This window comes from Thiopseudomonas acetoxidans (genome assembly GCF_030362935.1).
In the GTDB taxonomy this organism is placed as follows: Bacteria; Pseudomonadota; Gammaproteobacteria; order Pseudomonadales; family Pseudomonadaceae; genus Thiopseudomonas; species Thiopseudomonas acetoxidans.
Genome location: NZ_JAUCDY010000019.1, coordinates 1 through 26,742, shown reverse-complemented (window position 1 = coordinate 26,742; position 26,742 = coordinate 1). Strand labels below are relative to the sequence as shown.

Genomic DNA, 26,742 nt, shown 5'->3' with positions numbered 1-26,742 from the left:
GCGCGAGGCGTTCTATCAGGCCAACTCAAGCGTTGCCGGGAAATGCCAATCGCGCAAAAGTTGCGCTCCCACAAGAGCCCGTTGCGCCTGTGCGGGGCATGCATTCGACTCTTGCGCGAGGCGTTCTATCAGGCCAACTCAAGCGTTGCCGGGAAATGCCAATCGCGCAAAAGTTGCGCTCCCACAAGAGTCCTACAAAAAATCGCTGTTCTACAAAGCGGGTAGGCGTATTAAGTTTCGTACGCTAAGTTAGGCATTAACCAGCGTTCGCTGTCTTCTAGGCTTTGGCCTTTACGCTTGGCATAGCTTTGCACCTGATCTTTTTCGATTTTACCCACCGCAAAGTATTTGGCTTCTGGGTGGGCGAAATACCAGCCGCTGACCGCTGCCGTGGGGAACATCGCATAGTGCTCAGTGAGGCTCACACCGCAACTTCCTTCAGGGTCCAGCAATTCAAATAGCGAACCTTTTTCTGTGTGGTCGGGGCAGGCTGGATAGCCAGGTGCTGGGCGAATACCGCTGTATTGTTCACGAATGAGATCATCGTTATCTAGCTGCTCATCGGCTGCATAGCCCCAATACTTGGTGCGCACTTGGTGGTGCAGCCATTCCGCAGTAGCTTCCGCTAAACGATCGGCTAAGGCCTGCACCATAATGGCGTTGTAATCATCGCCTTGCGCTTTGTATTCGTTACATAATTCTTCTACACCAATTCCTGCGGTGACAATAAAACCGCCAACATAATCGGTTAGGCCGCTGTCTTTAGGTGCTACATAATCAGCCAAGCAACGGTTGGCGCCTTGGTCACGGATGACGGACTGTTGACGCAAGTGGTGCAGACGGCGTAAGGGCTGACCTTGCTCGTCATAGAGCTCAAGGTCGTCATGGTCCACCTGATTGGCAGGCCAGAAACCAAACAGCGCACGGGCTTCAATAAGATTCTCATTGACCATTTTATCCAGCATCACCTGCGCTTCATCGAACAGGGTTTTGGCTGCTTCACCCACCACTTCGTCCTCGAAAATACGCGGGTATTTGCCCACTAGGTTCCAAGAGATAAAGAACGGTGTCCAGTCGAGATACTTACGGATTTCATGCAAATCAAGGTTTTTCAGCAGCTTGCTACCCGTAAAACTGGGCACTGGAGGCTGATAAGTGCTCCAATCCAGCTGTAAGCGATTGTCTAGCGCTTGCTGGTAAGTGAGGTATTTGGTCTTGGCGCTGCGGTTAGCGGTACGCTCACGGATAAGCGCGTACTCCTCACGAATGCCTTTGATGTAGTCTGGTTTAAGCTCTTTGGATAATAAGGTCGTCGCCACACCCACGGCACGGGAAGCGTCGGTAACATAAACCACAGCATCATTGGTGTAGTGTGGGTCGATACGCACAGCAGTGTGTGCCTTGGAGGTGGTGGCACCACCGATCATCAGCGGTAGCTGGAAGTTCTGGCGCTGCATTTCCTTGGCCACGTGCACCATTTCGTCCAATGAGGGGGTAATCAGCCCGGACAGGCCGATAATGTCGACTTTTTCCTCGATGGCGGTTTGCAGGATCTTGTCCGCAGGTACCATCACACCCAGGTCAACGATGTCATAGCCGTTACAGCCCAGCACCACAGCAACAATGTTTTTGCCAATGTCGTGCACGTCGCCTTTTACGGTGGCGACCAGAATCTTGCCTTTGGCTTCCGGCTGATCGCCTTTTTCCTCTTCAATAAAGGGAATCAGATGATTCACCGCCTGCTTCATCACGCGGGCGGATTTGACCACCTGCGGCAGAAACATTTTGCCGCTGCCGAACAGGTCGCCCACCACGTTCATGCCGTCCATCAGCGGGCCTTCAATTACGTGAATCGGGCGTTCGGCCTGCTGGCGGGCTTCTTCGGTGTCTTCCACAATATAGGTGGTGATGCCCTTGACCAGTGCATGTTCCAGGCGCTTGTTGACCGGCAGCTTGCGCCATTCTTCGTCTTCGACTTCTTTGGTGCTGCCATCGCCGCGGTATTCTTCGGCAATTTCCAGCAGGGCTTCGGTGGCGCCCGGGTGGCGATTGAGGATGACGTCTTCTACTTTGTCACGCAGGCGTGGCGGAATCTGGTCGTAGATTTCCAGCTGGCCGGCATTGACGATACCCATGTTCAGACCATTGCGGATGGCATGGTAGAGAAACACAGAGTGAATCGCTTCGCGCACGGGGTTGTTACCACGGAACGAGAAAGAAACGTTGGAAACACCGCCGGAGGTCAGGGCGTAGGGTAGGTTGTCACGAATCCAGGCCATGGACTCGATAAAATCCACGGCGTAGTTGTTGTGTTCCTCGATGCCGGTGGCCACGGCAAAGATATTGGCATCGAAAATGATGTCTTCCGGCGGAAAACCGACCTGATTGACCAGAATGTCGTAGGAGCGGGCGCAGATTTCGTTCTTGCGCGCGGCGGTATCGGCCTGGCCCTGTTCGTCAAAGGCCATCACGATAATGGCAGCACCATAGCGGCGGCACAGCGTGGCGTGTTTGATGAACTCGTCCACACCTTCCTTCATGGAAATGGAGTTGACGATGCCCTTGCCCTGAATGCATTTCAGGCCCGCTTCGATAATGTCCCACTTGGAGGAGTCGAGCATGATCGGCACGCGGGAGATATCCGGCTCACCAGCGATCAGGTTGAGGAAGGTGACCATGGCAGCTTTGGAGTCCAGCATGCCTTCGTCCATGTTGATATCAATCACCTGCGCACCGGCTTCGACTTGTTGCAGAGCGACTTCCAGTGCTTCGGTGTAATTTTCTTCACGAATCAAACGTGCAAAACGAGCCGAACCGGTGATGTTGGTGCGCTCGCCTACGTTGACAAACAAGGAGCTGCGGTCGATGGTGAACGGCTCAAGCCCTGACAGGCGACAGGCCTTGGGGATATCAGGAATCTGGCGCGGTGGGTACTTGGCAATCACTTTGGCAATAGCGGCAATGTGCTCAGGCGTGGTACCGCAGCAGCCGCCGACAATGTTTAAAAAGCCTGAAGCGGCAAAGTCCTCAATCAGTGCTGCAGTTTCGGCGGCGCTTTCATCGTATTCACCAAAGGCGTTTGGTAGGCCTGCGTTAGGGTGTGCGGAGACGAAGGTGTCGGCTTTTTCGGATAATTCCTGTAGGTAAGGGCGCAGCTCTTTGGCACCAAGAGCGCAGTTTAAGCCTACGGAAATCGGTTTGCAGTGACGGATGGAGTTCCAAAAGGCTTCGGTGGTTTGCCCTGATAACGTGCGGCCTGAAGCATCGGTAATCGTACCGGAAATCATAATGGGCAGAGTGACGCCCAGATCTTCAAACACGCCTTCGACGGCGAAAATAGCCGCTTTAGCATTAAGGGTGTCGAAGATGGTTTCGATCATGATGATGTCGGCACCGCCATTGATTAATCCGCGCGTTGCTTCACTGTAGTTCTCGACCAAAATATCAAAGGTGACGTTACGGTAGCCAGGGTTGTTCACATCCGGTGACAGTGAGCAGGTGCGGCTGGTTGGGCCTAACACACCGGCAACATAGCGCGGCTTATCCGGAGTTTCTAGGGTTTTAGCATCGGCTACTTCGCGGGCAATGCGCGCACCTTCAAAGTTCAGCTCATAAGCTAAGTCCTGCATGCCGTAGTCGGCTTGTGAGATCTGTGTGGAGTTGAAAGTGTTGGTTTCGATAATGTCCGCGCCGGCGTCGAGATAGGCTTTCTCGATTTTTTGAATCAATTCAGGCTGAGTCAAAATTAGCAGGTCGTTGTTGCCTTGCACATCTTGCGGCCAATCAGCAAAGCGCTCGCCACGAAACTGCGCTTCATCTAAGCGCTCATTTTGAATCATGGTGCCCATGGCGCCATCGAGCAATAAAATGCGGGTTTTAAGGTCGGCGTGAAGCTGGGCTAAACGAGTACTGCGATTGGTCATGATTATTTCCGGAGGTCTAAACAAAAATCAAGCGAGCAATAATAGCAAAGTCAGTGGTTTTTGCGAATTCTGAGGGTGACTTTGAGGGGGCGCTTGCAGTAGTGCCAGTATCTGCACTACTCGCTGATTTCTTATTGGTTTGGGAGCCTCGATGCGTTCAGAGGCTCCTGAAAATCCAAACAGCAAAACAGATATTTTTGCACGAAGATTGGATTAGGTGATGCGGGTAGTGGTTTTAGCGCTCAAGGTGTTTTAGCTTGTCTGCTACGCCATCCCACTCTTCTGCGTCGGGCAAAGGATCTTTCTTTTCACTGATGTTTGGCCATATTTCCGCCAGCTCAGCGTTAAGCTCAATGTATTCTTGCATATCATCTGGCACTTCGTCCTCGGCAAAAATGGCCTCGGCTGGGCATTCGGGCTCACATAGAGCGCAGTCAATGCATTCGTCAGGGTGAATAACAAGAAAGTTGGGTCCCTCATAGAAGCAGTCAACAGGGCAAACTTCCACACAGTCGGTGTATTTGCACTTAATGCAGTTATCTGTGACAACAAAGGTCATGGTTGGAGTCTCCTCGACAGACGCTGTAATAATTCTGGTGCGCTATTCTAACAGCTCGTTAATAAAAAAATCAGCTAACTTAACCTTATAAGCTTAAGCCTGCTAGAATAGGCACGCTTTGCCGAAAGAGCACAATGCTACTTTGGCAGGCGTAATTGATTGTTTTAGTGCTTTATATGAGATTTAAAATGCGTATTGGTCACGGTTATGATGTACATCGTTTTCAGGCGGGAGATTTTATTACTCTAGGTGGAGTACGTATTGAGCACACGCAAGCATTTGTGGCTCACTCGGATGGTGATGTTTTGCTGCACGCGGTGTGTGATGCTTTGCTGGGCGCGTTGGCGCTAGGTGATATAGGCCGACACTTTCCTGATACTGATCCAAGATTTAATGGTGCCGACAGCCGCGGGTTGTTGCGAGTCGTGATGAATATGGTTGATGGCAAAGGCTGGCATGTAATTAACCTAGACTGCACGATCCTTGCGCAGGCGCCGAAAGTGTCGTCACATATCGATCTGATGCGCACCTATTTAGCGCAAGATTTGCAGGTCGGGCTTGAGCAGGTCAATGTTAAGGCAACCACCACAGAGCAGCTTGGCTATATCGGGCGCGAGGAAGGTATTGCCGCTCATGCGGTAGTGCTTTTGGGGCGGCGATGACTGAGAGCGACCTGCTAGGGCCGCGTGCATGGGGTGAGCCCTGTGGGTGGGCGATGCTTAAGGCCAGCGCAGAGGATTTTCAGGTTGATGAGCTGTTAGATATTCCTCTGTCCGGCACAGGTGAGCATCTGTGGTTGTGGATAGAGAAACGCCAGCTAAATACCGAAGACGTTGTGCGTCTGCTGGCAAGAGCGGCACAAGTACCCTTTAAAAACGTTAGCTACGCAGGCTTGAAAGATCGCCAAGCGTTAACTAGTCAGTGGTTTAGTATTCATGTACCAGGCAGGGATGTTGATGTGTCTGGTGTTGAAAGTGAGCAGTTGCGCATTCTTCAAGCCACTCGCCATACGCGAAAAATACAGCGTGGCACGCACAAAGCTAATGGCTTTCGAATTCGCCTCACCCAGCTAAGCGCCAATCGAGATAAAATAACAGAGCGCCTGAAGCACATTCAGCGCAGCGGTGTACCTAACTACTTTGGTGTGCAGCGCTTTGGTCGTAATGGTGCAAATGTGCAGCATGCCGTACATTGTGCTGAGCGCCAAGAGTTACCAACACAGCGCAATGTGCGATCTCGTTTATTATCTACTGCACGTAGTTTTATTTTTAATCGAATTTTAGCTGCACGTGTCGCTGACGGCAGTTGGCAACAAGCTAAGTTGGGCGATCTGCTTACGTTTACCCAAAGCCGTAGCCACTTTTTGGCTGCTGCTCAGGAGCTGCTAGATCCGCGGTTGCAAGAGTTAGACCTACACCCCAGTGGTGCGCTTTGGGGGCGGGGTGAGCTGGCGACTCAAGCGCAAGTGCTCAGTTTGGAGCAGCGAGTCGCTGATAATCATGCGGCCCTGTGCCGCTGGTTGGAACAGGCAGGATTAAAGCAGGAGCGTCGTATATTGCGCCTGCCGGTTGCTGAACTTAGCTGGTGCTATCCCGATGAAAATACTTTAGAGTTGCGGTTTAATTTGCCCGTTGGCTGCTACGCTACGGCGGTAATTAGAGAGATTGTTGAGTTATTACCTGTTAATGATGTGGATGTTGCATGCGAATTTTAATTGCCAATGATGATGGTGTGAACGCACTAGGTTTGGCCGCTTTACATGAATCCCTAGCTACTTTTGCTAGCTGCTCTGTTGTTGCGCCTGAACAGGATCGCAGTGGCGCTAGCAGTTCTTTAACGCTTGATCGCCCCCTACACCCGCAACAATTAAGCAATGGTTTTATTAGTGTTGATGGTACGCCGACCGACTGCGTGCATCTGGCTCTTAATGGTTTGTTGCAAGAGCCTATTGATTTGGTTGTAGCTGGAATAAATCTTGGTGCGAACTTGGGGGATGATGTGCTGTACTCTGGCACGGTCGCCGCCGCACTAGAGGGGCGTTTTTTACAGCGTCCGGCGTTTGCTTTTTCATTGGTCTCGCGCAGCCCTGACAATTTACCCTCAGCGACTTGGTTTGCTAAACAGCTGATCCAGGCACAAAATCGTTTAATCGTTGCGCCGCGCACGGTTTTTAATGTTAATGTGCCGGATCTGCCTTTGGAGCAAATTAAAGGTATTAAACTGACGCGACTGGGTCATCGCGCGCGCGCAGCAGCGCCCGTTAAAGCGGTGAACCCTAGAGGTAAAACCGGTTATTGGCTGGCCGCAGCAGGTGTTGCAGAAGATGGTGAGGAAGGCACAGACTTTCATGCTATTAGCCAAGGCTACGTGGCAGTAACACCGTTGCAATTAGATAGAACATTTCACGCACAGTTAGACGATGTGCAGCGTTGGCTGGAGAATGCGCTGTGAATACATTGGCACACCGCGGTATTGGTATGACTTCGCAGCGTACTCGTGAACGCATGGTTCAGCGTTTATACGAAGAAGGCTTAAGTAATGCGCAGGTTTTAGAGGTTATCCGTGGCACACCGCGCCATTTGTTTGTTGACGAGGCTCTGTCGCATAGAGCTTATGAAGATACGGCATTGCCGATCGGACAAAACCAAACCATTTCCCAACCCTATATTGTCGGGCGCATGACGGAACTACTTTTGGCCGCCGGTCCGTTAGATAAAGTTTTGGAAATAGGCACCGGCTCGGGCTATCAAACCGCCGTGTTAGCGCAGTTGGTTGAGCGGGTTTTTTCTGTTGAACGTATTCAGGCACTACAGGAAAAAGCCAAGGCAAGGTTGCAGGCTTTAAATATCCGCAATGTGGTTTATCGTTGGGGTGACGGCTGGCAAGGATGGAATGCCATGGGGCCCTATAACGGTATTTTAGTGACTGCTGGTGCCAGTGATGTGCCGCAGGCGCTATTAGAACAGCTGGCTATTGGTGGACGTATGGTTATACCTGTAGGGATTGATGGCGCGCAACAGTTGCTGGTTATTGTACGTACCGAAACCGGCTATACCAGAGAAGTGCTTGATGCCGTACGCTTTGTGCCGCTTTTGACGGGAACCCAGCTGTGAGAGCCAAACTCCTTGTCTATTTGAAAGGTATGGCGATGGGGGCTGCTGATGTGGTTCCCGGAGTTTCAGGCGGTACAATTGCTTTTATTACCGGTATTTACGAACAGCTGCTGGATGCTTTAGCCAATATGCCGCAGGCTGCGTTACTGCTTTTAAAGGGTAGGGTTAAACAAGCTTGGGCTTTGGCGCACGTTAATTTTCTACTTATTCTTTTTGCTGGAATTTTAACCAGCATAGTCAGCTTGGCGCGCTTAATAACCTGGCTGCTTGAGCATCATGGCATTGCCGTATGGTCATTCTTTTTTGGCTTGGTGTTGGTTTCTTGTTATTTTGTGGGTCGAGAAATAAAGCGCTGGAATTGGGCAAGGTATATGTTTTTTGCCTTAGGAACAGTTGCTGCATGGTACATCACAGTTGCTTCGCCAGTTAACTGGGGGCATCATCCGTTGAGTGTTTTTTTGGCGGGTGCCATTGCTATCTGCGCCATGATTTTGCCAGGTATATCAGGCAGTTTCTTACTTTTACTGATGGGTTTGTATACCCATATTCTTAATGCAGTAAAGAACTTTGATTTGTCTGTTGTGCTGGTGTTTGCTTTAGGTTGTGCCTTTGGCTTGCTGGCTTTTGCTAAAGTGCTAAAAGCCGCTTTGCAGCATTACCGCGATCTGACTTTGGCGCTGTTAACCGGTTTTATGCTAGGCTCACTCAATAAGATTTGGCCCTGGAAACAAACCGTAACTTGGTTCGCTGCACCTAACTCCGCACCAAAACCAGTACTGCAAGAAAACATATTGCCCTGGAATTATGCGCAAATATCAGGACAAGACACGCAGTTACTACTGGCTATTACTATGGCTATTTTAGCGGTGTTGCTGGTGGTTATTATCGAATGGTTTGCCCAGCGCAAAGTCAAGAGTTCCGATTCTGTGGTGCTTGATCAATGAACGTCACAGGCTCAGTAAAGATTGAAAAGGAAGCCTTATGCTTGATAGAGCAGCTAAGCAAGAAGTTACTTCAAAACGGTTGATTTTATCAGTCTTGGTTTTGTGCTCTTGTGTGCTGCTGGCTGCATGTTCAGGTACGCCTAGAAAGGTTCCGGTGGTTGATAGGTCGCATGGTTCGAGGGTAGCTAAACCGGCCAAGCCCGTCACTCAGGGGCAGTATGTGGTGCGCCCCGGTGATACGCTTTATTCAATTGCCTTTCGTTTTGGCTGGGATTGGAAAGAGCTAGCGAGGCGCAATGGCATCCAAGCTCCCTATACAATTCGCCCGAGCCAGGTGATTAACTTCTCAAAACCGGCAACCGTTGTGCACCAACCGCGGCCAGTAGCTAAGCCGCAAACTAAACCGAAAACAACATCCCCGGCCCCGACCAAACCACGGGTAGCTGTGGCTAAACCCCAGCCTAAACAAGCACCTACTGCAGCAAGCAGTGTCAAGGGTTGGCGCTGGCCTTCTACGGGAACGGTGGTATCCAAATTTTCTTCTAGCACTAGTCTGAATAAAGGTATTGATATTGCGGGCAAATTGGGGCAGCCTGTGATTGCTACAGCCAAAGGTACCGTGGTCTACGCAGGCAGTGGTCTCAGGGGGTATGGTGAGATGATCATCATTAAGCATGATGATGTTTATATCAGCGCTTATGGACATAACCGTAGGTTGTTAGTAAATGAAGGTCAGCAAGTGAATGCTGGCCAGCAGATAGCGGAAATGGGTTCTACTGGAACAGACCAGGTCAAACTGCACTTTGAGATTCGCCGACAAGGAAAACCAGTTGATCCATTGCAATATCTTCCAGCACGCTAAGGGTTATTCTATTAGTCAGTGCGCAAAGTGCTGCTCAATATAAGGAAGTAAGGAGTCTCTGAGAAAAGCGCAGCTTAAAACTGGGGTGCTCAAGTTAATGCACCAGCCTAACTCAAAGAGGAGAAGGGTATGTTGTTTCAGGAAGAAGCAGGCTGTAATTATGCCGCTCGGTCATATATCACAAACACTGGTTGCAAAAACTCCTTACGCGTTCGTGAAGAGGGCGCAGCCTATCAAGAAAATACTAATCAAAAGCTAAGTGCTAGCAAGCTAAGCTGTGCAACGCAGAGCTATTTACAAGCAATTGGTCGAGCGCATATTTTTACTCGTGAAGAAGAACAGTTTTATGCGCGCCAACTGCGTCAAGGTGAGTTGGCGGCTAGGCAGAAAATGGTGGTGCATAATCTGCGCTTGGTGGTAAAAATTGCTCGTTCTTATTTAGGAGGTAATCAGTCTTTGCTGGAGCTTATCAGTGAAGGCAATCTTGGCTTGTTTTATGCGTTGGATAAATTTGATCCTGAGTTAGGCTATAAGTTTTCAACCTACGCAACGCCTTGGATTCGACAAGCCATTGAAAGAAGCATTCTGGTTAAACAAAAACTAGTACGTACTCCTTATCGGCTTGCTAGAAAAGTAAGGCAGCTACAAAGAGCGCGGACTAAAATGGCGGCAACGCATGGGAAAACCAGCACAGCAGAGCAACTTGCAGCCAATCTTGGCTGGTCGGTGCAAGAGGTTAGGCTGTTATCGCGTCTTGATTATCATGAATATTCGCTAGATAGTACTTATGCGAACAGCGAGCGTACACAGCATGAAGTGTTGCCAGCTGAAACTAAGTGCCCTTTTACGGACACTCAAGATGTGCAGCTGGAAAAACTTGCTTTACTGTTAGTTCAACAGTTGCCTAAAGTGCAGCAGTCTGTTGTGACACTGCGCTTTGGTTTGTTTGGTAATCAAGCGCACACTTTGCAAGAGGTGGCCAGTATAATGGGCGTTTCGCGAGAGCGTGTGCGGTTGATGCAAATTCAGGTGCTACAAAGGATGAGGCGTGAGTTAGAGCAGCATGGCTTGAGTGCAGAATTAATTTTTGCTCATGCTTCAGGCTAACGAGCAGATACTTTTAGAAGAGGACAATAGAATGCAATATATTACCCCGGACTTATGTGATGCCTACCCAGAGGTTGATGTAGTAGAACCCATGTTTGCTAACTTTGGTGGGCGCGATTCTTTTGGTGGGGAAATCGTCACTGTTAAGTGTCATGAGGATAACTCAGTAGTAAAAGCTCAGGTTGCCCAGCCGGGCAAAGGTAAGGTGATGGTGGTGGATGGTGGCGGTTCACTGCGTCGTGCGCTGTTGGGCGATATGCTGGCTGCTAAGGCAGCGGAGTGTGGCTGGGAGGGGATTATCGTTTACGGCTGCGTGCGCGATGTGGATGAGCTGGCGCAAACTGATTTGGGCGTGCAGGCACTTGCCAGTCATCCGATGAAAACGGACAAGCGTGATATTGGTGATTTAAACGTGCCGGTTAATTTTGGCGGTGTTACGTTTCGTCCGGGCGAGTTTGTTTATGCGGATAACAATGGGATTATTGTCTCTAAAACCGCTCTTAGCATGCCTGAGTAATTGAGGTTGATGCAGATATCGCCCGCCTTGGCGGGCGATTTTTTATTGAATTTAAGCAGAGCCGTGTTGCTGTTTTGCTATACAATGTGCGCAAAGTGAGGCAAATAGTTATGAGTGTAGAAGACGAACGTTTTGAGCAATCACTGCGCGAGCTATTACAAAAAGACTCTGCACAACAAAAAGATGTAGATGCAGCTTTAGAGCGCGTTCTTAAAACAGCAAATCGCCAAGTAGGTGTGGGTGCGCTTTTCACTATGTTTGGTCGAGCCTTTTATGCCGTAATACTTGGCTTTATTAATGGTTCAAGTCACCTGAAGCCAATTTCCCGTTTGAATAAAAATAATCTCAACACTGACAAGGTTAACTAAGTATGCAACTGGATTCTTGGACGCAGAGTTTAGTGAGCGCTATGAGTGCGCTCTGGGCAAAAATCGCGAGCTTTATACCCAATCTGTTGGGCGCTTTAATAGTCGTCATATTAGGTTTTTTAGTGGCGCGTCTACTGGACACCCTGCTATCTAAGCTATTGGCCAAGCTTGGCTTGGACCGTCTAACCCAAGGTACTGGGCTGAATAAGCTGTTGGCGCGGGTTGGAATTAAAGTCCCGGTTTCAGTGCTTATAGGCAAAATTGTTTATTGGTTTGTCTTGTTGGTGTTTTTGGTGTCAGCTTTAGAATCCTTGGGTTTGGAAAGAATTTCCGCGGCCTTGGACGTGCTGGCACTGTACGTGCCAAAAGTTTTTGCGGCTGCCATTGTGTTGCTTGCTGGTGTGTTGTTGGCACAGCTACTCAACAGCCTAGTGTCCGGAGCGGCAGAAGGTGTTGGTTTAGAGTACGCCGCGGCACTAGGGCGTGTGGTGCAGGGCTTAGTGGTGATTATCAGTATCTCTGTGGCCTTTGGGCAGTTGGAGATAAAGGCTGAGCTGCTTAATTATGTCATTGCTATCGTTTTGTTTAGCGTGGGCTTAGCGGTGGCGATAGCGGTAGGTTTTGGCTGTAGAGAAATCGTCGGGCAGATTATCGCGGGTATTTATGTGCGCGAGCTGTATGAGATAGGTCAGAATATTTCTATTGATACCGTTGAGGGAACAATAGAAGAGATAGGAACGGTAAAAACCATAGTGCAAAATGAACAGGGCGAACTGTTTTATTTTGCTAATCGCGTCTTGTTAGAACAACAAGTTAAAAGCAGTTAATGGCCGGCAACCATGTATTGTGTTTTAAAATTATTTTATAGTTGACTGGTTTGACTTGTTTTGACTAGTGAAAAAAATATACATCAAAGGTATAATCCACAACAGCTTACTGATGAAGAGCTGGTGGAGCATGCACAGCAAGAGCTCTTTAATAGTACTAGAGCCTATGAAGAGCTGATGCGCCGCTACCAGAGAACGCTATACAGTGTATGTACGCGGTATCTGGGCAATGAGCGTGATGCCGATGATGTCTGCCAAGAGATTATGCTCAAGGTCTTATACGGATTAAAAAAATTCGAAGGTAAGTCCAAGTTTAAAACATGGCTTTATAGTATTACTTATAATGAGTGCACTACGCAGTATCGCAAAGAACGGCGTAAAAGACGTTTACAAGATGCATTAAGTTTAAATCCATTAGAGGAGGCCAGTGAAGAAGCTGCACCAATGCTTAAAGAAGATAGCAGTTTGGACCGCTGGCTATTGGACGTGAATCCAATAGATAAAGAAATTATTATTCTTCGCTTTGTTGCAGAATTAGAATTTCAAGAAATCGCTAATATCATGCACTTAGGTTTAAGTGCCACAAAAATGCGTTACAAAAGAGCCATTGACAAGCTTAAAGAGAACTTTTCTGACGCTGGTTTGTCTAATTCGTATTAAACGTCAAAATAATTACTTTGGTATTGAAAATTCAGTTTTTAGTATCGAGTACCCCCATGACTAGAAGGAGAAAATAATGAAATTAAAAAATACGTTAGGTGTTGCAATTGCGTCAGTTTTAGCATTTGGTGCGCAGAGTGTTTTGGCTCAGGGCCAAGGTGCTATTGAAACCGAGGTTTTTGCCAAGCGTTACTTCACTGACAGCATGCATAACATGGACAACGGTAACCTCTATGGGGGTTCTGTTGGTTACTTTTTGACTGATGATGTTTCTTTAGGGTTGTCATACGGTGAGTACCACCACATTGAGTCCAAAGACAAAGTATTGAACAACAATACGAGTCGCAAAAAAGTAAACGGTAGCTTGGCTAGCATTGATGCTACCTATCACTTCGGTGATGTAGGCTCAGCATTACGTCCGTATTTGTCTGCAGGTTTTGGTCATCAGAGCCTCAGTAATCTACCAGCGCGTACTGGCCGTGATCGCACAACCATGGCGAACATTGGTGCGGGTGCTAAGTACTACTTTGCTGAAAACTTCTTTGTTCGTGCGGGTGTTGATGGTATGCACGGCTTAGATCACAACCAGTCCGAGTGGATGGCTGGAATGGGTGTTGGTCTGAACTTCGGCGGCGCAAGCAAGCCAGCGCGTGTAGAAGAGCCAGCCCCTGTAGTTAGCGCTCCTATGCAAGAAGAAACAGTTGCAGCTGAAGCGGAAACTGTTCGTGTTGAGCTAGAAGTTCTGTTTGATTTCGACAAAGCTAACGTGAAAGACGGCAGCTATAGCGATATCGAGAACCTAGCTGAGTTCATGAAGCAGTATCCAGAACTTAGCACCACTGTTGAAGGTCACACTGACTCAGCAGGTCCTGATGCTTACAACCAGAAGCTCTCTGAGCGCCGTGCTCATGCAGTGCGTAAGGTGATGGTTGAGAAGTATGGTGTAGCTGCTGACCGCGTAAATGCTGTTGGTCACGGTGAGACACGTCCTGTAGCGGATAATGCGACTGAAGAAGGTCGCAGCCTAAACCGTCGTGTTGAAGCTGTTGTAGAAGTTCAGGTTGAGTAAGCTCTAACCTAAAAATAAAAAACCCAGCCTAGGCTGGGTTTTTTATTAAGCAGATTGAAGTGCGCGTCGTCGAAAGAGCGGCTCTGGACTATCAGCCGCACCTTGGTAACAGACAGAAAACTCTGTCAGACTGATGAGCGCATCGTGTGGACAGCGATCCGCACGAACCGCATAGGCATCGAAACCACAGCGCTGCATAAAAAACAGCTGGTCGCGCAAAACATCACCAATGGCACGGACTTCACTTGAGTAAGCGTAACGCTCGCGCAATAAGCGAGCGCTGCTGAAGTGGCGCCCATCGGTAAATGTTGGAAAGTTTAAAGCGACTAGAGAAAAGTGCGGTAAATCCCCTACAATTTCCTCGATAGTTTCATGGCTATCCAGCCAGATACCAAGCTTGGTTAGCTGTTTCAATTCGGTCGCGTAATTTTGCCAGAGCGTTAAGGGCACTATGGGCTGGCTTGCGAGCAGCGCCTCTTCTATGCTGCAGTCTGAGCCTAATAACTGCCATTTATCTTCGATTACTTGATTGTGTTTAATGATGAGAGGCATAGACACGCTCCTTAAAAGGTTGGGCACCAATACGCTGATAGGTGTCGATGAACCGCTCTTCAGCCGTGCGTTGCTCGATATACACATCAATAATTTTATTGATCACATCAGGCATAGTGTCTTGCGCGAAAGAAGGGCCAAGAATGCTACCTAAACTGGCATTGCGGCCGCTATTTCCGCCAAGGGATACTTGATAAAACTCTTCCCCCTTTTTGTCCACACCTAGAATACCAATATGACCAACATGGTGGTGTCCACAGGCGTTCATACAGCCTGAGATATTCAGATCTAGATCTCCTATGTCAAATAGGTAATCCAAATCAGCAAAGCGCTGCTGAATGGCCTCAGCTACAGGAATTGATTTGGCGTTTGCTAGCGCGCAGAAGTCGCCGCCTGGGCAGCAGATAATATCGCTCAGCAGGCCTATATTTGGGGTGGCAAAACCCAGCTCGCGGATTTCCAGCCATAACTGCAACAGTTTTGTTTGCTCTACATCGGCTAAAACGATGTTTTGTTCATGGGTGTTGCGCGCTTCCGAAAAACTATAGCGATCCGCTAAATCAGCAATAGCATCCAGCTGTGCTTCGCTAACATCACCGGTAGGGACGCCGGTTTTTTTCAATGAAAGGGTCACGGCAACATAGCCAGGCTGCTTGTGGGCTGTGGTATTACGTGAGCGCCATCGGGCAAAGCCCGGGTACTGAGCGTCTTGTTCAGCGAGAAGCTCGGGGGCGTCATTTAATGGCAGGTAATCAGGCGCAGTAAAGTACTGACTAACGCGCTGTACTTCTGTATCAGTTAGCGTGCTAGGGCCATCTTTTAGGTGCTGCCATTCTTCAGCCACTTTTTCAGCAAAGCCTTCCGGGGTTAATGCTTTTACCAGAATCTTAATGCGTGCTTTGAACTTGTTATCACGGCGACCGAAGCGATTATAGACGCGCAAAATAGCTTCTAAATAGCTGAGCAAATGAGGCCAGGGTATAAACTCATTGATCACACTAGCCAGCATAGGTGTGCGCCCTAAACCGCCACCGACCAAGACTCTAAAGCCAAGCTCACCCTCAGAGCTATTTACAGCTTCCAGACCGATATCGTGTACTTCTATAGCGGCGCGATCGTTAACGCAGCCATTGACGGCAATTTTAAACTTACGCGGCAGGCGGGCGAATTCAGGGTGAAAGGTGGACCATTGGCGGATAAGCTCACACCAAGGGCGCGGATCAACCAGCTCGTCGCGAGCTACACCGGCAAACTGGTCAGTGGTGGTGTTGCGAATACAGTTGCCGCTGGTCTGAATGGCGTGCATCTGTACGCTGGCCAGATCTTGCAAAATATCCGGTACTTGTTCAAGTTTAGGCCAGTTTAGCTGCATATTCGTGCGCGTGGTGACGTGTGCGTAGCCTTTGTCATACTTACGAGTAATGTGTGCCAGCATCCGTAGCTGGGTAGACGACAGCAGACCATAGGGCACGGCAATACGCAACATTGGCGCGTGACGCTGTACGTACAAGCCATTTTGCAGGCGCAAGGGTAAGAATTCATCTTCAGTGAGCTCACCAGCAAAATAGCGGCGCGTTTGATCACGAAACTGCGCTACGCGCTCGTTAACGATTTGTTGATCATAGTGGTCATACAGATACATAAGATTTCCCGAACCTAGAATAGCTAGAACGAGTTGCACACTAACAAGTTTTGTTTATTCGATAAAGTAATTATTATCTATATGTTTAGCGTTTTTCGTTATATGATCAGTTGGTTAGGACTTTAGATTAGGGCAGCTTGCTCTGGCTCTGGCTTACGCGTATAAAAAAGGAAGTGAGCGATGGAGGTGTGTATGAAGACTTACAGTGTTCAGCTGCAAGCACAAGAGCAGTTGGCTGAGGGGACGTTGGCATTTCATTTCACAAAACCTGCTGGGTTTGAATTTATCGCTGGTCAGGCTTTAGATTTGATTATCGGTGAGCAGGGCGACGCAGATTCCGAATGGGATGTGCGACACACGTTTTCCATTGTGGCAGCGCCACATGAAAATGAACTTGTGATAGCGACACGAATGCGCGACAGTCCTTTTAAACAGCAGCTAAAAAGTTTTCCAGTAGGTGCTCAATTGCAGATCGAGGGGCCTTATGGCGAGCTAACCTTGGGTGAGGATTTAACGCGAGCGGTAGTCTTTATTGCGGGTGGTATTGGGATTACGCCTTTTATGAGCATGTTGCGTGACGCGGCACACCAGCAGCGCCAACAAGACATACTGTTGTTATATTCCAATCGTCGACCTGAAGATAGTGCTTTTTTATCAGAGCTACAACAGCTAAGCCAGCACAATCCGCGTTTTAAACTCATCGCAACTATGACCAGCATGCAAGACTCAGGGCAAGAGTGGTCGGGTGAAACGGGTTATTTAGATGCACAGCGTATCCAGCAATACTGCCAGGGCTTAAACCAGCCCATCTATTACATATCGGGTCCACCAATGTTAGTAGAAGCTATGCATGATCTACTGGATGAGGCCGGTGTGGATGAAGATGATGTACTAAGTGAAGGTTTTCTTGGGTATTAGCTGCTATACCGAGTCCGTTTTTTTGTTGGCTTGAAAACCAATTTGTAGCGGCTGTTTAGCCGCTTCACGTTGGTAGAAACCTTTAGGGGCTTTGCCTTTAAGGTACCAAGCGAACGCGATTATTTCAGCAATGGTGCGATACAGTGATTCGGGAATGGCATCGCCCAGCTCTAAGCGCGCAAGCAGGCGCACCAAGTCGGCGTTTTCATAGATAGGCACTTTATGTTCTTTAGCTATAGCCAAGATGGCTTCGGCCAGCTCATCATCACCTTTGGCGGTTAGGCTGGGCGCTTGATCGCCATCGTATTTTAGAGCAATTGCTTGAGTAGGTTGTTTCTTTTTCTTCATGCTAAGTCATCAATCCAGCGCTGTTCGATGGCTGCTTTAGGTGCAGCAGGTGGAGTGCCTTGTAGGCATTCAAGTTCTTTGATGTTCAGCCCGGCCGCTAGAAGTTTGTCACGCAAAATATGCAACTCCTTGTTTACATAGACAGCCGTTTGTGCAAATTCTGCCCAAAGTTTGCTGGAGATTTCTTCGTTCTTCAAATTGACTTGCACGTGTAGAGGGCCTAATGGCTCAAGCTCGAAGCTAAGCTCTAAGCGCCAGATAGGAGCTTTCTTTTCTTCGTCTTGCTCCTCGCTATTGCTTTGTTCTTGTTGAAACTTAAGCTGCAAAGGGATAACGGTATCCTGATCGCGCATGGGAATTTCCATTTGCCAGGTAGTGAGCTGGGTGCCTTCAGGGGTGGTATAGGTTTGTCCTAAGCTAGACAGCTGATGGGTTTGCAGGCGTGAAATAGCCGCTGCGGCAATACGTAGTAGTGCGCCGAGATCGTTAGGATTATCCAATTTTTGCAGTACGCCTTTGGCCAGCGGGAAGCGTAAGGCTTGTTCGCGCATTTGGCTAAGGCTGATACCTCCTATTTCGCGTAATAATTGTGGCAAAGCTTGGCTGGAAATGGAGGCTTGCGCACTGGTCAATAATGGATTGCTGCCTGTTTGGCTGGGCAGTATTTGTCCGATAAGGCGCAGTAAGCTGGCTTTTAAGTCTTGCTGTGTTGCAGTAGCGTCAGTGAGCAAACGTTGCTCTAGCTGGGTGCCGCTATTTTTTACTAGCTCTGTGAGTTGTGCGGTGGTTAGCTTGTCGCTGATATTGGGCAGGTTGCTGAGCAATTGCTGTACGATTTTTTGCCCTTCGCTAGACAGGTTAGTGCTAGAGCCGACGGTCTGTAGCTGTTGTAAAGCCTGGCCAAGACTGCCTTGGCGGTTAAATTGACTCAGCAACTCTTGTTGTATATTGAGACGATCGGTAGTGTTGCTGCTGGGGATAAATTGCAGCTGAAAACTGCCCTCAACCCGTGCGGTTAGCACACTGTTAAGTGCCAGCGCTTTTGGGGTTTCGATAATGGCGGACTGGCCGGCCAGTGCGGTGTTATTTAGGCTTAAAGTGGCGCGAAAGTTACCCTGAGCTAGAGGCTCTAAGTTGATGACTTTGGCTTGAATGATGGTGCCGCTGGGTAGTTGTGCCAGATCTAATCGTGTTAAAGCAGGAGCCAGTTTGTCTAAAGCAGGTGTTAACGTGAATTGGCTTTGGCTGATAGCAGTTAGCGTCACTTGCTGGCCGGGTGCAAGAATTTGATTAGCCTGTGCCAGCAGCGTAGTTTGTTTGCCGTCCGGCAAGGCCATTTTGAGCAGCACTTCAAATACTTGCCCTGCTTGCTTGGCGGCAACAATTTGCGCCTGCAGCTTTTGTCCGTCAACAATGCTTTGCGGCAGATCTTGTAATAACCGCAACACATTAGCCGCCTCTACCGAGGTTTGCCGGATAGGAGTGCTCACTGTTGGTTGGATGTGGGTGGTGCTAATTTCGCTGGGCATGGGCTAGCTCGTGGTCATCATGTTTGCTTAATCTGCGTCATGCTTAATATAGTTTAAAGTTCCTTCGTCAGGCTAACTCTGTGTATAATCACAACTTTTTAACGCTACCGGTGTGTTGCAGTATAACGGCAATGGCTGGTCAGACTAAAATTATTCACTAAGGTTGCTGCTTTGTGACGGTTGCTTTTCTAGAAACAGTTGATTTGACCTGTGAGCGCGATTGGCGGGTGCTATTCGCGGAGCTCAATTTGACCGTCAACCTGGGGCAGATGCTACAGGTTTCTGGACCTAATGGTAGTGGTAAAACCAGCTTACTACGCTTGCTGTCAGGGTTGATGCAACCCACCTCCGGTGAAATACTCTATCAAGGTGTCGAGCTTCGTCGACAACGTCATACTTTATCGCAAAACTTACTCTGGATAGGCCATGCAGCAGGCATTAAAGGTCTGTTAACTGCTGAGGAAAACCTTGCTTGGTTAACCGCTTTACAGCACGGTGCCAATGCTGAAGATATTTACCAGGCTTTAGAGCGCGTAGGCTTAAAAGGCTTTCATGATGTGCCTTGCCATACGCTATCGGCAGGACAACAGCGGCGGGTTGGCTTGGCGCGCCTGCATTTACCCAACGCGCCTAAACTATGGATTTTAGATGAGCCTTTTACAGCATTAGATAAGCAGGCGGTTGCTGATTTGGAGCGGCACTTGGCGCAGCATTGTGAGCAGGGTGGTATGGTGATTTTTACTACTCATCATGAACTGCAGCACCGACCCAGCCAGTTCACAGAGCTTGATTTAGGGCAGCGTGCAGTATGAGTCGAGTATTCTTTTTATTGATTTTACGCGAAGCACGTCTGTTGGCTCGACGACCGGCTGAGTTGGCTAACCCGTTGGTGTTTTTTGCTATCGTGATTGCCTTGTTTCCTTTGGCGGTAGGTCCTGAAACGCAAATGCTACGCACCCTGTCGCCGGGTTTGATTTGGGTAGCAGCGTTGCTGGCTGTATTATTGTCATTGGAAAATCTGTTTCGTAGCGACTTTGAAGACGGTTCGCTAGAACAGTGGGTTGTTTCACCGCATCCATTAACAGTGCTAGTGTTGGCTAAAGTGTTTGCTCATTGGCTGTTTTCAGGTTTGGCGTTAGTGCTGTTGTCGCCTGTGTTGGCTATCATGCTGGGTTTGCCCGCTGACAGAGTGCCTATTTTACTAGCGTCGCTGTTGCTGGGAACGCCAGTTTTAAGTTTGTTGGGCGCGGTAGGAGCAGCCTTAACAGTGGGTTTGAAACGCGGCGGTATACTCTTAGCGTTGTTGATTTTGCCTTTATATATTCCAGTATTGATTTTAGGGAGCGGTGTTTTGCAAGCTGCTTTGCAAGGACTGCCCACGCTGGGTTATCTGTTGTGGATGGCCAGCTTGATGATGTTGACTATTACCCTCACGCCTTTTGCGATAGCAGCGGGGCTGAAAATTAGTGTGGGTGAATAGTTGGTCAATGATTTTATAGCGAGTGTGTAAATGAAGTGGACTTGGTTTCATAGGTTAGGCTCACCCAAGTGGTTTTATGAATTAAGCGGACGTTGGCTGCCTTGGTTTGCCGTGGCTACAGTACTGCTCATAGCGACAGGCTTGGTGTGGGGTTTGGCCATAGCGCCCCCTGATTACCAGCAGGGTAATAGTTTTAGAATTATTTACATTCATGTCCCAGCGTCATTTTTAGCTCAGTCTATTTATATCTCCTTGGCGATCGCTGGGGTGGTCAGCTTGGTGTGGAAAATGAAAATCGCTGATGTAGCGCTGCAGCAGTCAGCTCCAATTGGAGCATGGATGGCCTTTATCTCTTTGCTCACGGGTGCCATTTGGGGTAAGCCTACTTGGGGTGCTTATTGGGTGTGGGATGCACGCTTGACGGCTATGTTAATTTTGCTGTTTTTGTATTTTGGCGTTATCGCACTAGGCCAAGCTATTAGTAACCGGGAGAGTGCGGCTAAGGCCTGCGCTGTATTGTCCATAGTGGGTGTTGTTAATATTCCCATCATTAAGTACTCGGTAGACTGGTGGAACACGTTGCATCAGCCAGCCACTTTTTCAGTTATCGAAAAGCCAGCCATGCCTGCAGAGATGTGGATTCCATTATTAATAATGGTTGTAGGCTTTTATTGCTTCTTTACAATGGTGTTATTAATGCGCATGCGCCTAGAAATTTTACGCCGCGAGGCTAAGACAAGCTGGGTTAAAGCGGAAGTAGCACGTTTAATTGGAAAAAAACATGAATGAATCAATTTTTGCTTTTAATTCCTTTGCGGAATTTATTGCAATGGGTAAGCATGGCTTTTATGTCTGGGTTTGCTTTGGCATTACCATAGCTGTGCTAGCCATTAATGTGGCTTTGCCTTGGCTGGCACGTAGACGTTATTTAAATCAAGAAGCTCGTAGGTTGCGTTGGGAGGCTATGCAATGAATCCGGTCCGAAAAAAACGGTTAATAGTCATTTTTGCTATTTTGGCGGGCATTTCAGCAACGCTAGGCTTGGGCTTGTATGCCATGCAGCAAAATATCAATCTCTTTTATACACCTACTGAAATTGCTAGTGGTGTGGTTCCGCAAGATGCGCGTATTCGTGCAGGCGGTTTGGTTAAGGAAGGTTCGGTGAAGCGCAATGAAGATGCTTTGACAGTAACCTTCGTAGTCACCGATGGTGATGCCGATGTAACAATTAGCTACCGCGGCATACTGCCGGACTTATTCCGTGAGGGGCAGGGTATTGTTGCTTTAGGACGCCTAAATGCAGATTTAGTACTGGAATCCGATGAAGTACTGGCCAAGCACGATGAAAACTACATGCCGCCCGAAGTTGGGGATGCTTTAGCTAAAACGGGCATGCTTAAACACTATGAAGAAGCGCAAGGAACTAAATAATGGAGTTGGCTCTGTATATACCTGAATTAGGGCACTTGGCGTTAATTCTGGGATTGTGTTTTGCGGTGGTGCAAGCATTTTTTCCCCTAGTAGGTGCTTGGAAGGCAGACCATCACTGGATGAGTTTAGGCCAGCCTGCAGCCTGGGGGCAGTTTGTATTTTTACTGATTTCATTCGCCTGTTTGACATGGGCATTTATTACCGATGACTTTACCGTTGCTTACACGGCTAATAACTCCAATAGCATGTTGCCTTGGTATTATAAAATCAGTGCGGTTTGGGGTGCACACGAAGGGTCATTGCTGCTCTGGGCATTTATCTTAGCTGGCTGGACCTTTGCAGTAGCGGTGTTTTCACGTCAGCTGCCTGAAGAAATGCTGGCACGCGTGCTGTCGGTTATGGGGATGATAAGTGTTGGCTTTCTGCTCTTCTTGATCGTGACCTCCAACCCGTTTGAGCGTATTTTGCCACAATCCCCAGTTGATGGGCGCGACCTAAACCCGCTGCTGCAAGACTTCGGTTTGGTGATTCACCCGCCGATGCTGTATATGGGCTATGTGGGCTTTTCGGTGGCTTTTTCTTTTGCTATTGCTGCTTTGTTAGGCGGCAAGCTGGATGCTGCTTGGGCGCGCTGGTCACGTCCGTGGACGCAAGTTGCTTGGGCTTTTTTAGGCATAGGTATTGCGCTGGGCTCTTGGTGGGCTTACTACGAGCTGGGCTGGGGCGGCTGGTGGTTCTGGGATCCCGTTGAAAATGCCTCATTAATGCCTTGGTTAATAGGTACGGCATTACTGCACTCGTTGGCCGTTACAGAGAAGCGTGGACTGTTTAAAAACTGGACAGTTTTACTGGCAATCGCTGCCTTCTCTCTGAGTCTACTGGGTACCTTCTTGGTACGATCAGGCGTACTGACCTCTGTGCATGCTTTCGCCTCGGATCCTACTCGTGGCGTGTTTATTTTGATTTTTTTATTGGTGGTGGTCGCATCTTCTTTGTTGTTGTTTGCGATGCGTGCGCCTTCGGTTAAAAGTAAAGCCGGCTTTTCTTTACTTTCACAAGAAACGCTTTTGCTGGTTAACAATATAGTCTTAGTTGTAGCTACAGCCATGGTGCTGATAGGCACGCTGTATCCGTTAATCCTTGATTCATTAACAGGCTCCAAGCTGTCAGTCGGTCCTCCGTATTTTAATGCCTTGTTTAACCCCCTTATCGCTATTCTGATGCTGGCTCTGGGCTTAGGTGTCACCCTGCGTTGGAAAAATACGCCTGTGGCTTGGCTAGTTAAAATGCTCGGGCCAGTGTTGCTGGTCAGTGCTGCGCTGAGTTTGGCGCTAACCATGCTGGCTGATGAGTTTAATGGCGCTGTGTTATTGGTTTATTTCCTCTCGGCTTGGGTTGTTTTTGCAGGCTTGCGCGACATGTTTGAAAAGACGCGTCACAAAGGATTGTGGGTTGGCTTACGCGGTTTAAGCCGCAGTTATTTAGGTATGCACCTAGGGCATTTAGGTTTGGTTGTGTGCGCTATTGGCGTGGTTTTGTCCAGTCACTACAGTGCTGAGCGCGACTTAAAAATGGCCATCGGGGACCGTGTTGAGTTAGGTAAGTACGAGTTTGTATTTGAGGGCGCTGAGCACTTTGAAGGGCCTAACTATATTTCTGATAAAGGCACTATTCGCATCTTTAAGGGCGAAAAGGAAATTGCTGTATTGCACCCTGAAAAACGTCTGTATTTAGTCCAGCGCATGCCGATGACAGAAGCAGGTATTGATCCTGGCTTTACCCGTGATCTTTATGTGGCGTTGGGTGAGCCGCTAGAAAATGGAGCTTGGGCCGTACGTTTGCAAGTGAAACCCTTTGTGCGTTGGATTTGGTTGGGTGCACTGCTCACCTGCCTAGGTGGTGTGTTGGCCGCCTGCGATCCGCGCTATCGTAGGAAAATTAGCACGCGTGTGAAAGATGCGCTAAGCACGACTAAAAAAGGGGTAGCCAATAATGTCTAAAGGTCGCTTAATTGCTGTTTTTGCTATTTTGCTGGGTGTAGCGGCCTTTGCTGGCATGGCGGTTTATGGGTTGAATAACGATCCGCGCGAGTTACCTTCGGCGCTAATTAATAAGCCTTTTCCAGAATTTAAGCTGAATAACTTATTGGTCGAAGGGCAAACCATTAGCAAGCAGGATTTACTCGGTAAACCAGCGTTAGTGAATGTCTGGGCGACTTGGTGCCCAACCTGTCGTCAGGAACATGATGACCTGAATAAGCTTGCCAAACAGGGGGTAACTATTTATGGGGTTAACTACAAGGATGAGTCAGCTAAAGCACAAAGATGGCTGACCGAGCTGCTTAATCCATACGCACTCAACATCAGTGATCCCAAGGGTACGCTGGGTTTTGATTTGGGCGTGTACGGTGCGCCAGAAACATTTTTACTGGATAAGCAGGGTGTGATTCGCTTAAAACATGTGGGTGAGGTCAATGACCGGGTTTGGCGCGAAAAAATCGGCCCTGCCTATGAGGAGCTGCTGAAGCAATGAAGACGTTCCTAGTGAGCCTACTGCTAAGTTTTGCTTGTGTCTTTCCAGCGGCGGCAGCTATAGATACCTATGAGTTTGATACTAAGGCTGATCAAGAAAGATTTCGCAGCCTAATAGAAGAGCTGCGTTGTCCTAAGTGTCAGAACCAAAATATTGCCGATTCGGATGCTGAAATTTCATTAGACATGCGCGATCTTACCTACCGTATGATGATTGAAGATGGCAAAACCAATGATGAAATTGTTGCCTATCTAGTGGACCGTTATGGTGATTTTGTACGCTATAAACCGCCGGTAGACAAACGTACCCTTTTACTGTGGTACGGACCTTTTGCCTTGCTGGCTTTGGCGCTGTTGATACTGGTTGTGGTTGTAGCGCGACGCCGTAAAGCGGTGACTGCTTTAGGTGAGAATGCATTATCTGCAGCTGAGCAACAACGTATTCAGCAATTAATTGAACAAACTAGAGAAAATAAATAATGTTTTTTTTGCTTTTATCCCTGCTGCTGCTTTTGCCAGCGTTGTTTATATTCCTATGGCCGGTACTTAAGGGACGCAAGCATCAGGCAGAAGAAGATCGCACCGCGTTAAACGTGGCGCTTTACCAAGAGCGGGTAACGGAACTTGAAGCTCTGCATGCCCAGGGCGTGCTCACTGATGAGCAGCTTGAGCAGGGGCGGCAAGAAGCAGGACGTGATTTGCTTGAAGATACCGAACTAGGCGCGCCTTTAGCTCAAACAAAGCTGGGTATGGCCTTGCCGTTAATAGCGGCCTTGCTTATACCGGTTGGCGGTGCAGCGCTGTATAAAGTTTTTGGTGAGGGTGAAAAAGTAGCTCTAACCCTAAGCCTTGCTGAGCAACCTAAGACTGCGGGCGAGGCAATTGCGCGCTTAGAAAATATAGTGAAATTACAGCCTGACTCTGCCGAGGCATGGTTTTTCTTGGGTCGTACTTATATGAATGAGCAGCAGCATAAAAAAGCAGCTCAAGCCTTTGATAAAACGATGCGCTTGGTCGGCAAGCAGCCGGAGGTTTTAGCGCAGTGGGCGCAAGCCGAGTATTTTTCCACCGATAAACGCTGGACCGATGAAATGCAGCAGGCCGTAGATACAGTGCTGGCCGCTGATCCTAATGATGCAACCATGCTAGGTTTTGTAGGTATTGCAGCCTTCGAGTCCGGCAATTTTAATACCGCATTAGAAGCTTGGTCGCGTTTGTTGGATCAAATGGATCCGCGCGACCCTTCAGCGCGTGCTGTTTTAACTGGGGTTGAGCGCGCTGAGCAGGCGATTAATGAATTTGGTGAGCGCGCTGTTGATGCTGAAGTCGGCCCTGTGTTGCCGCCGCTCCCTGATACAGCAAGCCTAGCTGAGCAAGGCAGAATTAGCCTGCTCGTCAGCGTTGCTCCAGCGTTGCTAGATAAGCTACAGCCTGAAGATGTAGTCTTTGTGTTTGCACGCGCTACGAGCGATGGTCAAATTCCTCTGGCCGCACAGCGCCTTACTGTAGCTCAGTTGCCTGCCGAGATTGTGCTCAGCGATGCGGATGCATTGATGCCCGAAACTCTGCTTTCAGCGGCGCAAGACATCCAAGTGCAAGCCAGTATTGCAAGAGACGGCAATGCGAGCGAGCCTAACTGGTTAAGCGCGATCAAGCCTGTAACTGTCGATACTGAACAGCAAACAGAGCTGGTGATTGAGCAAGAGGTTATTCGCTAGCTGGTGCTTTGCCAGCGTTAAGTCTGTGCAAATTGGGAGACAGTTGTGGCCACTCCTTTAATAACTCGGCAAGGCTATGAGCTGCTTAAGCTTGAGCTGGATGAGTTGTGGCGCGTGGAGCGCCCAGATATTACTCGCAAAGTAACTTGGGCAGCAGGCTTAGGCGATCGCAGTGAAAACGCAGATTATCAATATAACAAACGGCGTTTGCGCGAAATTGACCGACGCGTGCGCTACCTGCGTAAATGCATTGAAAATCTAAAGGTGGTTGATTACCACCCTGATCAGGAAGGACGGGTTTTCTTTGGTGCATGGGTAGAGGTAGAAAACGAAGCACAGGAAATCCTGCGATTTCGTATTGTAGGTTACGATGAGATTTTTCAGAATCCAGCTTATATTTCGATCGACTCGCCCATGGCGCGGGCGCTGTTAAAAAAACAAGTGGATGATGAAGTTGAAGTAACTACAGACACCGGTACGCAACTTTGGTACGTCAACTCTATTCAATATAATCTGCCCTAAAGCGTGTTGACCAAAATGCGCGACAAGCCCCGTACTTTTAGTGCTGGGAAGGATAGCGCTGGAAGGCTGTAGCCTTCCTTAATGGGGTCGGGTTTGCTGCTCTATGTATTGGCGTATCACTG

General features: G+C 48.6%; 29 protein-coding genes. 23 read left to right on the top strand and 6 right to left on the bottom strand.

Going from position 1 to position 26,742, the window contains the following annotated elements; genetic code table 11:
* Positions 1–230 precede the first annotated feature (230 nt).
* Entirely contained in the window at positions 231–3,923 is a 3,693-nt protein-coding gene (metH, locus tag QEZ41_RS11685) for a methionine synthase (RefSeq protein WP_289411773.1), read from the bottom strand.
* Positions 3,924–4,158: 235 nt separating this feature from the next.
* Positions 4,159–4,482 (bottom strand): ferredoxin FdxA, encoded by a 324-nt coding sequence (gene fdxA, locus QEZ41_RS11680; protein ID WP_289411772.1) that lies wholly within the window; start codon positions 4,480–4,482, stop codon positions 4,159–4,161.
* A 188-nt stretch (positions 4,483–4,670) separates the two neighbouring features.
* On the opposite strand from fdxA, the gene ispF reads away from it, so the two are divergent.
* The 12 genes from ispF to QEZ41_RS11620 all read left to right on the top strand — a co-directional run bounded on the left by ispF (position 4,671) and on the right by QEZ41_RS11620 (position 13,949).
* Positions 4,671–5,144, top strand: coding sequence for a 2-C-methyl-D-erythritol 2,4-cyclodiphosphate synthase (ispF, locus tag QEZ41_RS11675; protein ID WP_289411775.1), 474 nt, complete (start codon positions 4,671–4,673; stop codon positions 5,142–5,144).
* Positions 5,141–6,196, top strand: a complete 1,056-nt coding sequence (gene truD, locus QEZ41_RS11670) for a tRNA pseudouridine(13) synthase TruD (protein WP_289411771.1) — start codon at positions 5,141–5,143, stop codon at positions 6,194–6,196. Before ispF ends, truD begins: the two co-directional genes overlap by 4 nt.
* On the top strand, positions 6,184–6,933 hold the full coding sequence (surE, locus tag QEZ41_RS11665; RefSeq protein WP_289411770.1) for a 5'/3'-nucleotidase SurE: 750 nt from the start codon (positions 6,184–6,186) through the stop codon (positions 6,931–6,933). The genes truD and surE overlap by 13 nt, the downstream gene beginning before the upstream one ends.
* A gap of 26 nt (positions 6,934–6,959) precedes the next feature.
* The gene (locus QEZ41_RS11660) at positions 6,960–7,595 is read left to right on the top strand and encodes a protein-L-isoaspartate(D-aspartate) O-methyltransferase (RefSeq protein ID WP_289411774.1); all 636 of its coding nucleotides are present in this window, start codon (positions 6,960–6,962) and stop codon (positions 7,593–7,595) included.
* Complete coding sequence (locus QEZ41_RS11655) at positions 7,592–8,539, top strand: polyprenyl-phosphate transporter (protein WP_289411769.1); 948 nt, start codon at positions 7,592–7,594, stop codon at positions 8,537–8,539. The genes QEZ41_RS11660 and QEZ41_RS11655 overlap by 4 nt, the downstream gene beginning before the upstream one ends.
* Positions 8,540–8,576: 37 nt before the next feature.
* The gene (locus QEZ41_RS11650) at positions 8,577–9,401 is read left to right on the top strand and encodes a peptidoglycan DD-metalloendopeptidase family protein (protein ID WP_289411768.1); all 825 of its coding nucleotides are present in this window, start codon (positions 8,577–8,579) and stop codon (positions 9,399–9,401) included.
* Positions 9,402–9,530: 129 nt separating this feature from the next.
* Entirely contained in the window at positions 9,531–10,508 is a 978-nt protein-coding gene (locus QEZ41_RS11645) for a sigma-70 family RNA polymerase sigma factor (protein WP_289411767.1), read from the top strand.
* A 31-nt stretch (positions 10,509–10,539) separates the two neighbouring features.
* Positions 10,540–11,025: a ribonuclease E activity regulator RraA gene (rraA, locus tag QEZ41_RS11640; RefSeq protein ID WP_289411766.1), complete on the top strand. Its 486-nt coding sequence runs from the start codon at positions 10,540–10,542 to the stop codon at positions 11,023–11,025.
* Between the two features lie 110 nt (positions 11,026–11,135).
* Positions 11,136–11,393: a CrfX protein gene (locus tag QEZ41_RS11635; protein WP_289411765.1), complete on the top strand. Its 258-nt coding sequence runs from the start codon at positions 11,136–11,138 to the stop codon at positions 11,391–11,393.
* Positions 11,394–11,395: 2 nt separating this feature from the next.
* Positions 11,396–12,220, top strand: a complete 825-nt coding sequence (locus QEZ41_RS11630) for a mechanosensitive ion channel family protein (RefSeq protein WP_289411764.1) — start codon at positions 11,396–11,398, stop codon at positions 12,218–12,220.
* A gap of 60 nt (positions 12,221–12,280) precedes the next feature.
* Positions 12,281–12,880 carry an RNA polymerase sigma factor SigX gene (gene sigX, locus QEZ41_RS11625; RefSeq protein ID WP_289411763.1) on the top strand — a complete coding sequence of 200 codons (600 nt, stop codon included), beginning with the start codon at positions 12,281–12,283 and terminating at the stop codon, positions 12,878–12,880.
* A 76-nt stretch (positions 12,881–12,956) separates the two neighbouring features.
* Positions 12,957–13,949, top strand: a complete 993-nt coding sequence (locus QEZ41_RS11620; RefSeq protein ID WP_289411762.1) for an OmpA family protein — start codon at positions 12,957–12,959, stop codon at positions 13,947–13,949.
* Between the two features lie 45 nt (positions 13,950–13,994).
* Here the strand turns inward: QEZ41_RS11620 and QEZ41_RS11615 are convergent, their stop codons facing one another.
* Positions 13,995–14,501 (bottom strand): DUF934 domain-containing protein, encoded by a 507-nt coding sequence (locus QEZ41_RS11615; RefSeq protein WP_289411761.1) that lies wholly within the window; start codon positions 14,499–14,501, stop codon positions 13,995–13,997.
* Positions 14,485–16,143, bottom strand: a complete 1,659-nt coding sequence (locus tag QEZ41_RS11610; protein ID WP_289411760.1) for a nitrite/sulfite reductase — start codon at positions 16,141–16,143, stop codon at positions 14,485–14,487. Before QEZ41_RS11610 ends, QEZ41_RS11615 begins: the two co-directional genes overlap by 17 nt.
* Positions 16,144–16,335: 192 nt before the next feature.
* Here QEZ41_RS11610 and QEZ41_RS11605 point away from each other — a divergent pair, with 192 nt between their 5' ends.
* On the top strand, positions 16,336–17,061 hold the full coding sequence (locus tag QEZ41_RS11605; protein WP_289411759.1) for a ferredoxin--NADP reductase: 726 nt from the start codon (positions 16,336–16,338) through the stop codon (positions 17,059–17,061).
* A 3-nt stretch (positions 17,062–17,064) separates the two neighbouring features.
* Here the strand turns inward: QEZ41_RS11605 and QEZ41_RS11600 are convergent, their stop codons facing one another.
* Together QEZ41_RS11600 and fliK are read right to left on the bottom strand one after the other, a co-directional pair.
* Complete coding sequence (locus QEZ41_RS11600; RefSeq protein ID WP_289411758.1) at positions 17,065–17,409, bottom strand: EscU/YscU/HrcU family type III secretion system export apparatus switch protein; 345 nt, start codon at positions 17,407–17,409, stop codon at positions 17,065–17,067.
* Complete coding sequence (fliK, locus tag QEZ41_RS11595; protein WP_289411757.1) at positions 17,406–18,938, bottom strand: flagellar hook-length control protein FliK; 1,533 nt, start codon at positions 18,936–18,938, stop codon at positions 17,406–17,408. The genes QEZ41_RS11600 and fliK overlap by 4 nt, the downstream gene beginning before the upstream one ends.
* Positions 18,939–19,111: 173 nt before the next feature.
* On the opposite strand from fliK, the gene ccmA reads away from it, so the two are divergent.
* Genes ccmA through greB form a run of 10 tightly spaced genes read left to right on the top strand, consistent with a single transcriptional unit; the run spans position 19,112 to position 26,620 of the window.
* Positions 19,112–19,750 (top strand): cytochrome c biogenesis heme-transporting ATPase CcmA, encoded by a 639-nt coding sequence (gene ccmA, locus QEZ41_RS11590; protein WP_289411756.1) that lies wholly within the window; start codon positions 19,112–19,114, stop codon positions 19,748–19,750.
* Positions 19,747–20,418, top strand: a complete 672-nt coding sequence (gene ccmB, locus QEZ41_RS11585) for a heme exporter protein CcmB (protein ID WP_289411755.1) — start codon at positions 19,747–19,749, stop codon at positions 20,416–20,418. The genes ccmA and ccmB overlap by 4 nt, the downstream gene beginning before the upstream one ends.
* Before the next feature lie 30 nt (positions 20,419–20,448).
* Complete coding sequence (locus QEZ41_RS11580) at positions 20,449–21,207, top strand: heme ABC transporter permease (protein ID WP_289411754.1); 759 nt, start codon at positions 20,449–20,451, stop codon at positions 21,205–21,207.
* Entirely contained in the window at positions 21,200–21,391 is a 192-nt protein-coding gene (gene ccmD / locus QEZ41_RS11575) for a heme exporter protein CcmD (RefSeq protein ID WP_289411753.1), read from the top strand. Before QEZ41_RS11580 ends, ccmD begins: the two co-directional genes overlap by 8 nt.
* Positions 21,388–21,849: a cytochrome c maturation protein CcmE gene (gene ccmE / locus QEZ41_RS11570; RefSeq protein ID WP_289411752.1), complete on the top strand. Its 462-nt coding sequence runs from the start codon at positions 21,388–21,390 to the stop codon at positions 21,847–21,849. Before ccmD ends, ccmE begins: the two co-directional genes overlap by 4 nt.
* Positions 21,849–23,849 (top strand): heme lyase CcmF/NrfE family subunit, encoded by a 2,001-nt coding sequence (locus QEZ41_RS11565; protein WP_289411751.1) that lies wholly within the window; start codon positions 21,849–21,851, stop codon positions 23,847–23,849. The genes ccmE and QEZ41_RS11565 overlap by 1 nt, the downstream gene beginning before the upstream one ends.
* Positions 23,842–24,381 carry a DsbE family thiol:disulfide interchange protein gene (locus QEZ41_RS11560; protein WP_289411750.1) on the top strand — a complete coding sequence of 180 codons (540 nt, stop codon included), beginning with the start codon at positions 23,842–23,844 and terminating at the stop codon, positions 24,379–24,381. The genes QEZ41_RS11565 and QEZ41_RS11560 overlap by 8 nt, the downstream gene beginning before the upstream one ends.
* Positions 24,378–24,860 (top strand): cytochrome c-type biogenesis protein, encoded by a 483-nt coding sequence (locus tag QEZ41_RS11555; RefSeq protein WP_289411749.1) that lies wholly within the window; start codon positions 24,378–24,380, stop codon positions 24,858–24,860. The genes QEZ41_RS11560 and QEZ41_RS11555 overlap by 4 nt, the downstream gene beginning before the upstream one ends.
* Positions 24,860–26,098 (top strand): c-type cytochrome biogenesis protein CcmI, encoded by a 1,239-nt coding sequence (gene ccmI / locus QEZ41_RS11550; protein ID WP_289411748.1) that lies wholly within the window; start codon positions 24,860–24,862, stop codon positions 26,096–26,098. The genes QEZ41_RS11555 and ccmI overlap by 1 nt, the downstream gene beginning before the upstream one ends.
* 45 nt (positions 26,099–26,143) lie before the next feature.
* Entirely contained in the window at positions 26,144–26,620 is a 477-nt protein-coding gene (gene greB, locus QEZ41_RS11545; RefSeq protein ID WP_289411747.1) for a transcription elongation factor GreB, read from the top strand.
* The last annotated feature ends 122 nt before the right edge of the window (positions 26,621–26,742 follow it).

Excerpts from the sequence above, each read along its gene's own strand:
- metH (WP_289411773.1), bottom strand. The coding sequence starts at position 3,923 with ATGACCAATCGCAGTACTCGTTTAGCCCAGCTTCACGCCGACCTTAAA.
- fdxA (WP_289411772.1), bottom strand. The coding sequence starts at position 4,482 with ATGACCTTTGTTGTCACAGATAACTGCATTAAGTGCAAATACACCGAC.
- ispF (WP_289411775.1), top strand. The coding sequence starts at position 4,671 with ATGCGTATTGGTCACGGTTATGATGTACATCGTTTTCAGGCGGGAGAT.
- truD (WP_289411771.1), top strand. The coding sequence starts at position 5,141 with ATGACTGAGAGCGACCTGCTAGGGCCGCGTGCATGGGGTGAGCCCTGT.
- surE (WP_289411770.1), top strand. The coding sequence starts at position 6,184 with ATGCGAATTTTAATTGCCAATGATGATGGTGTGAACGCACTAGGTTTG.
- QEZ41_RS11660 (WP_289411774.1), top strand. The coding sequence starts at position 6,960 with ATGACTTCGCAGCGTACTCGTGAACGCATGGTTCAGCGTTTATACGAA.
- QEZ41_RS11650 (WP_289411768.1), top strand. The coding sequence starts at position 8,577 with ATGCTTGATAGAGCAGCTAAGCAAGAAGTTACTTCAAAACGGTTGATT.
- QEZ41_RS11645 (WP_289411767.1), top strand. The coding sequence starts at position 9,531 with ATGTTGTTTCAGGAAGAAGCAGGCTGTAATTATGCCGCTCGGTCATAT.
- rraA (WP_289411766.1), top strand. The coding sequence starts at position 10,540 with ATGCAATATATTACCCCGGACTTATGTGATGCCTACCCAGAGGTTGAT.
- QEZ41_RS11635 (WP_289411765.1), top strand. The coding sequence starts at position 11,136 with ATGAGTGTAGAAGACGAACGTTTTGAGCAATCACTGCGCGAGCTATTA.
- QEZ41_RS11630 (WP_289411764.1), top strand. The coding sequence starts at position 11,396 with ATGCAACTGGATTCTTGGACGCAGAGTTTAGTGAGCGCTATGAGTGCG.
- QEZ41_RS11620 (WP_289411762.1), top strand. The coding sequence starts at position 12,957 with ATGAAATTAAAAAATACGTTAGGTGTTGCAATTGCGTCAGTTTTAGCA.
- QEZ41_RS11615 (WP_289411761.1), bottom strand. The coding sequence starts at position 14,501 with ATGCCTCTCATCATTAAACACAATCAAGTAATCGAAGATAAATGGCAG.
- QEZ41_RS11610 (WP_289411760.1), bottom strand. The coding sequence starts at position 16,143 with ATGTATCTGTATGACCACTATGATCAACAAATCGTTAACGAGCGCGTA.
- QEZ41_RS11605 (WP_289411759.1), top strand. The coding sequence starts at position 16,336 with ATGAAGACTTACAGTGTTCAGCTGCAAGCACAAGAGCAGTTGGCTGAG.
- QEZ41_RS11600 (WP_289411758.1), bottom strand. The coding sequence starts at position 17,409 with ATGAAGAAAAAGAAACAACCTACTCAAGCAATTGCTCTAAAATACGAT.
- fliK (WP_289411757.1), bottom strand. The coding sequence starts at position 18,938 with ATGCCCAGCGAAATTAGCACCACCCACATCCAACCAACAGTGAGCACT.
- ccmB (WP_289411755.1), top strand. The coding sequence starts at position 19,747 with ATGAGTCGAGTATTCTTTTTATTGATTTTACGCGAAGCACGTCTGTTG.
- QEZ41_RS11580 (WP_289411754.1), top strand. The coding sequence starts at position 20,449 with ATGAAGTGGACTTGGTTTCATAGGTTAGGCTCACCCAAGTGGTTTTAT.
- ccmD (WP_289411753.1), top strand. The coding sequence starts at position 21,200 with ATGAATGAATCAATTTTTGCTTTTAATTCCTTTGCGGAATTTATTGCA.
- ccmE (WP_289411752.1), top strand. The coding sequence starts at position 21,388 with ATGAATCCGGTCCGAAAAAAACGGTTAATAGTCATTTTTGCTATTTTG.
- QEZ41_RS11565 (WP_289411751.1), top strand. The coding sequence starts at position 21,849 with ATGGAGTTGGCTCTGTATATACCTGAATTAGGGCACTTGGCGTTAATT.
- QEZ41_RS11560 (WP_289411750.1), top strand. The coding sequence starts at position 23,842 with ATGTCTAAAGGTCGCTTAATTGCTGTTTTTGCTATTTTGCTGGGTGTA.
- QEZ41_RS11555 (WP_289411749.1), top strand. The coding sequence starts at position 24,378 with ATGAAGACGTTCCTAGTGAGCCTACTGCTAAGTTTTGCTTGTGTCTTT.
- ccmI (WP_289411748.1), top strand. The coding sequence starts at position 24,860 with ATGTTTTTTTTGCTTTTATCCCTGCTGCTGCTTTTGCCAGCGTTGTTT.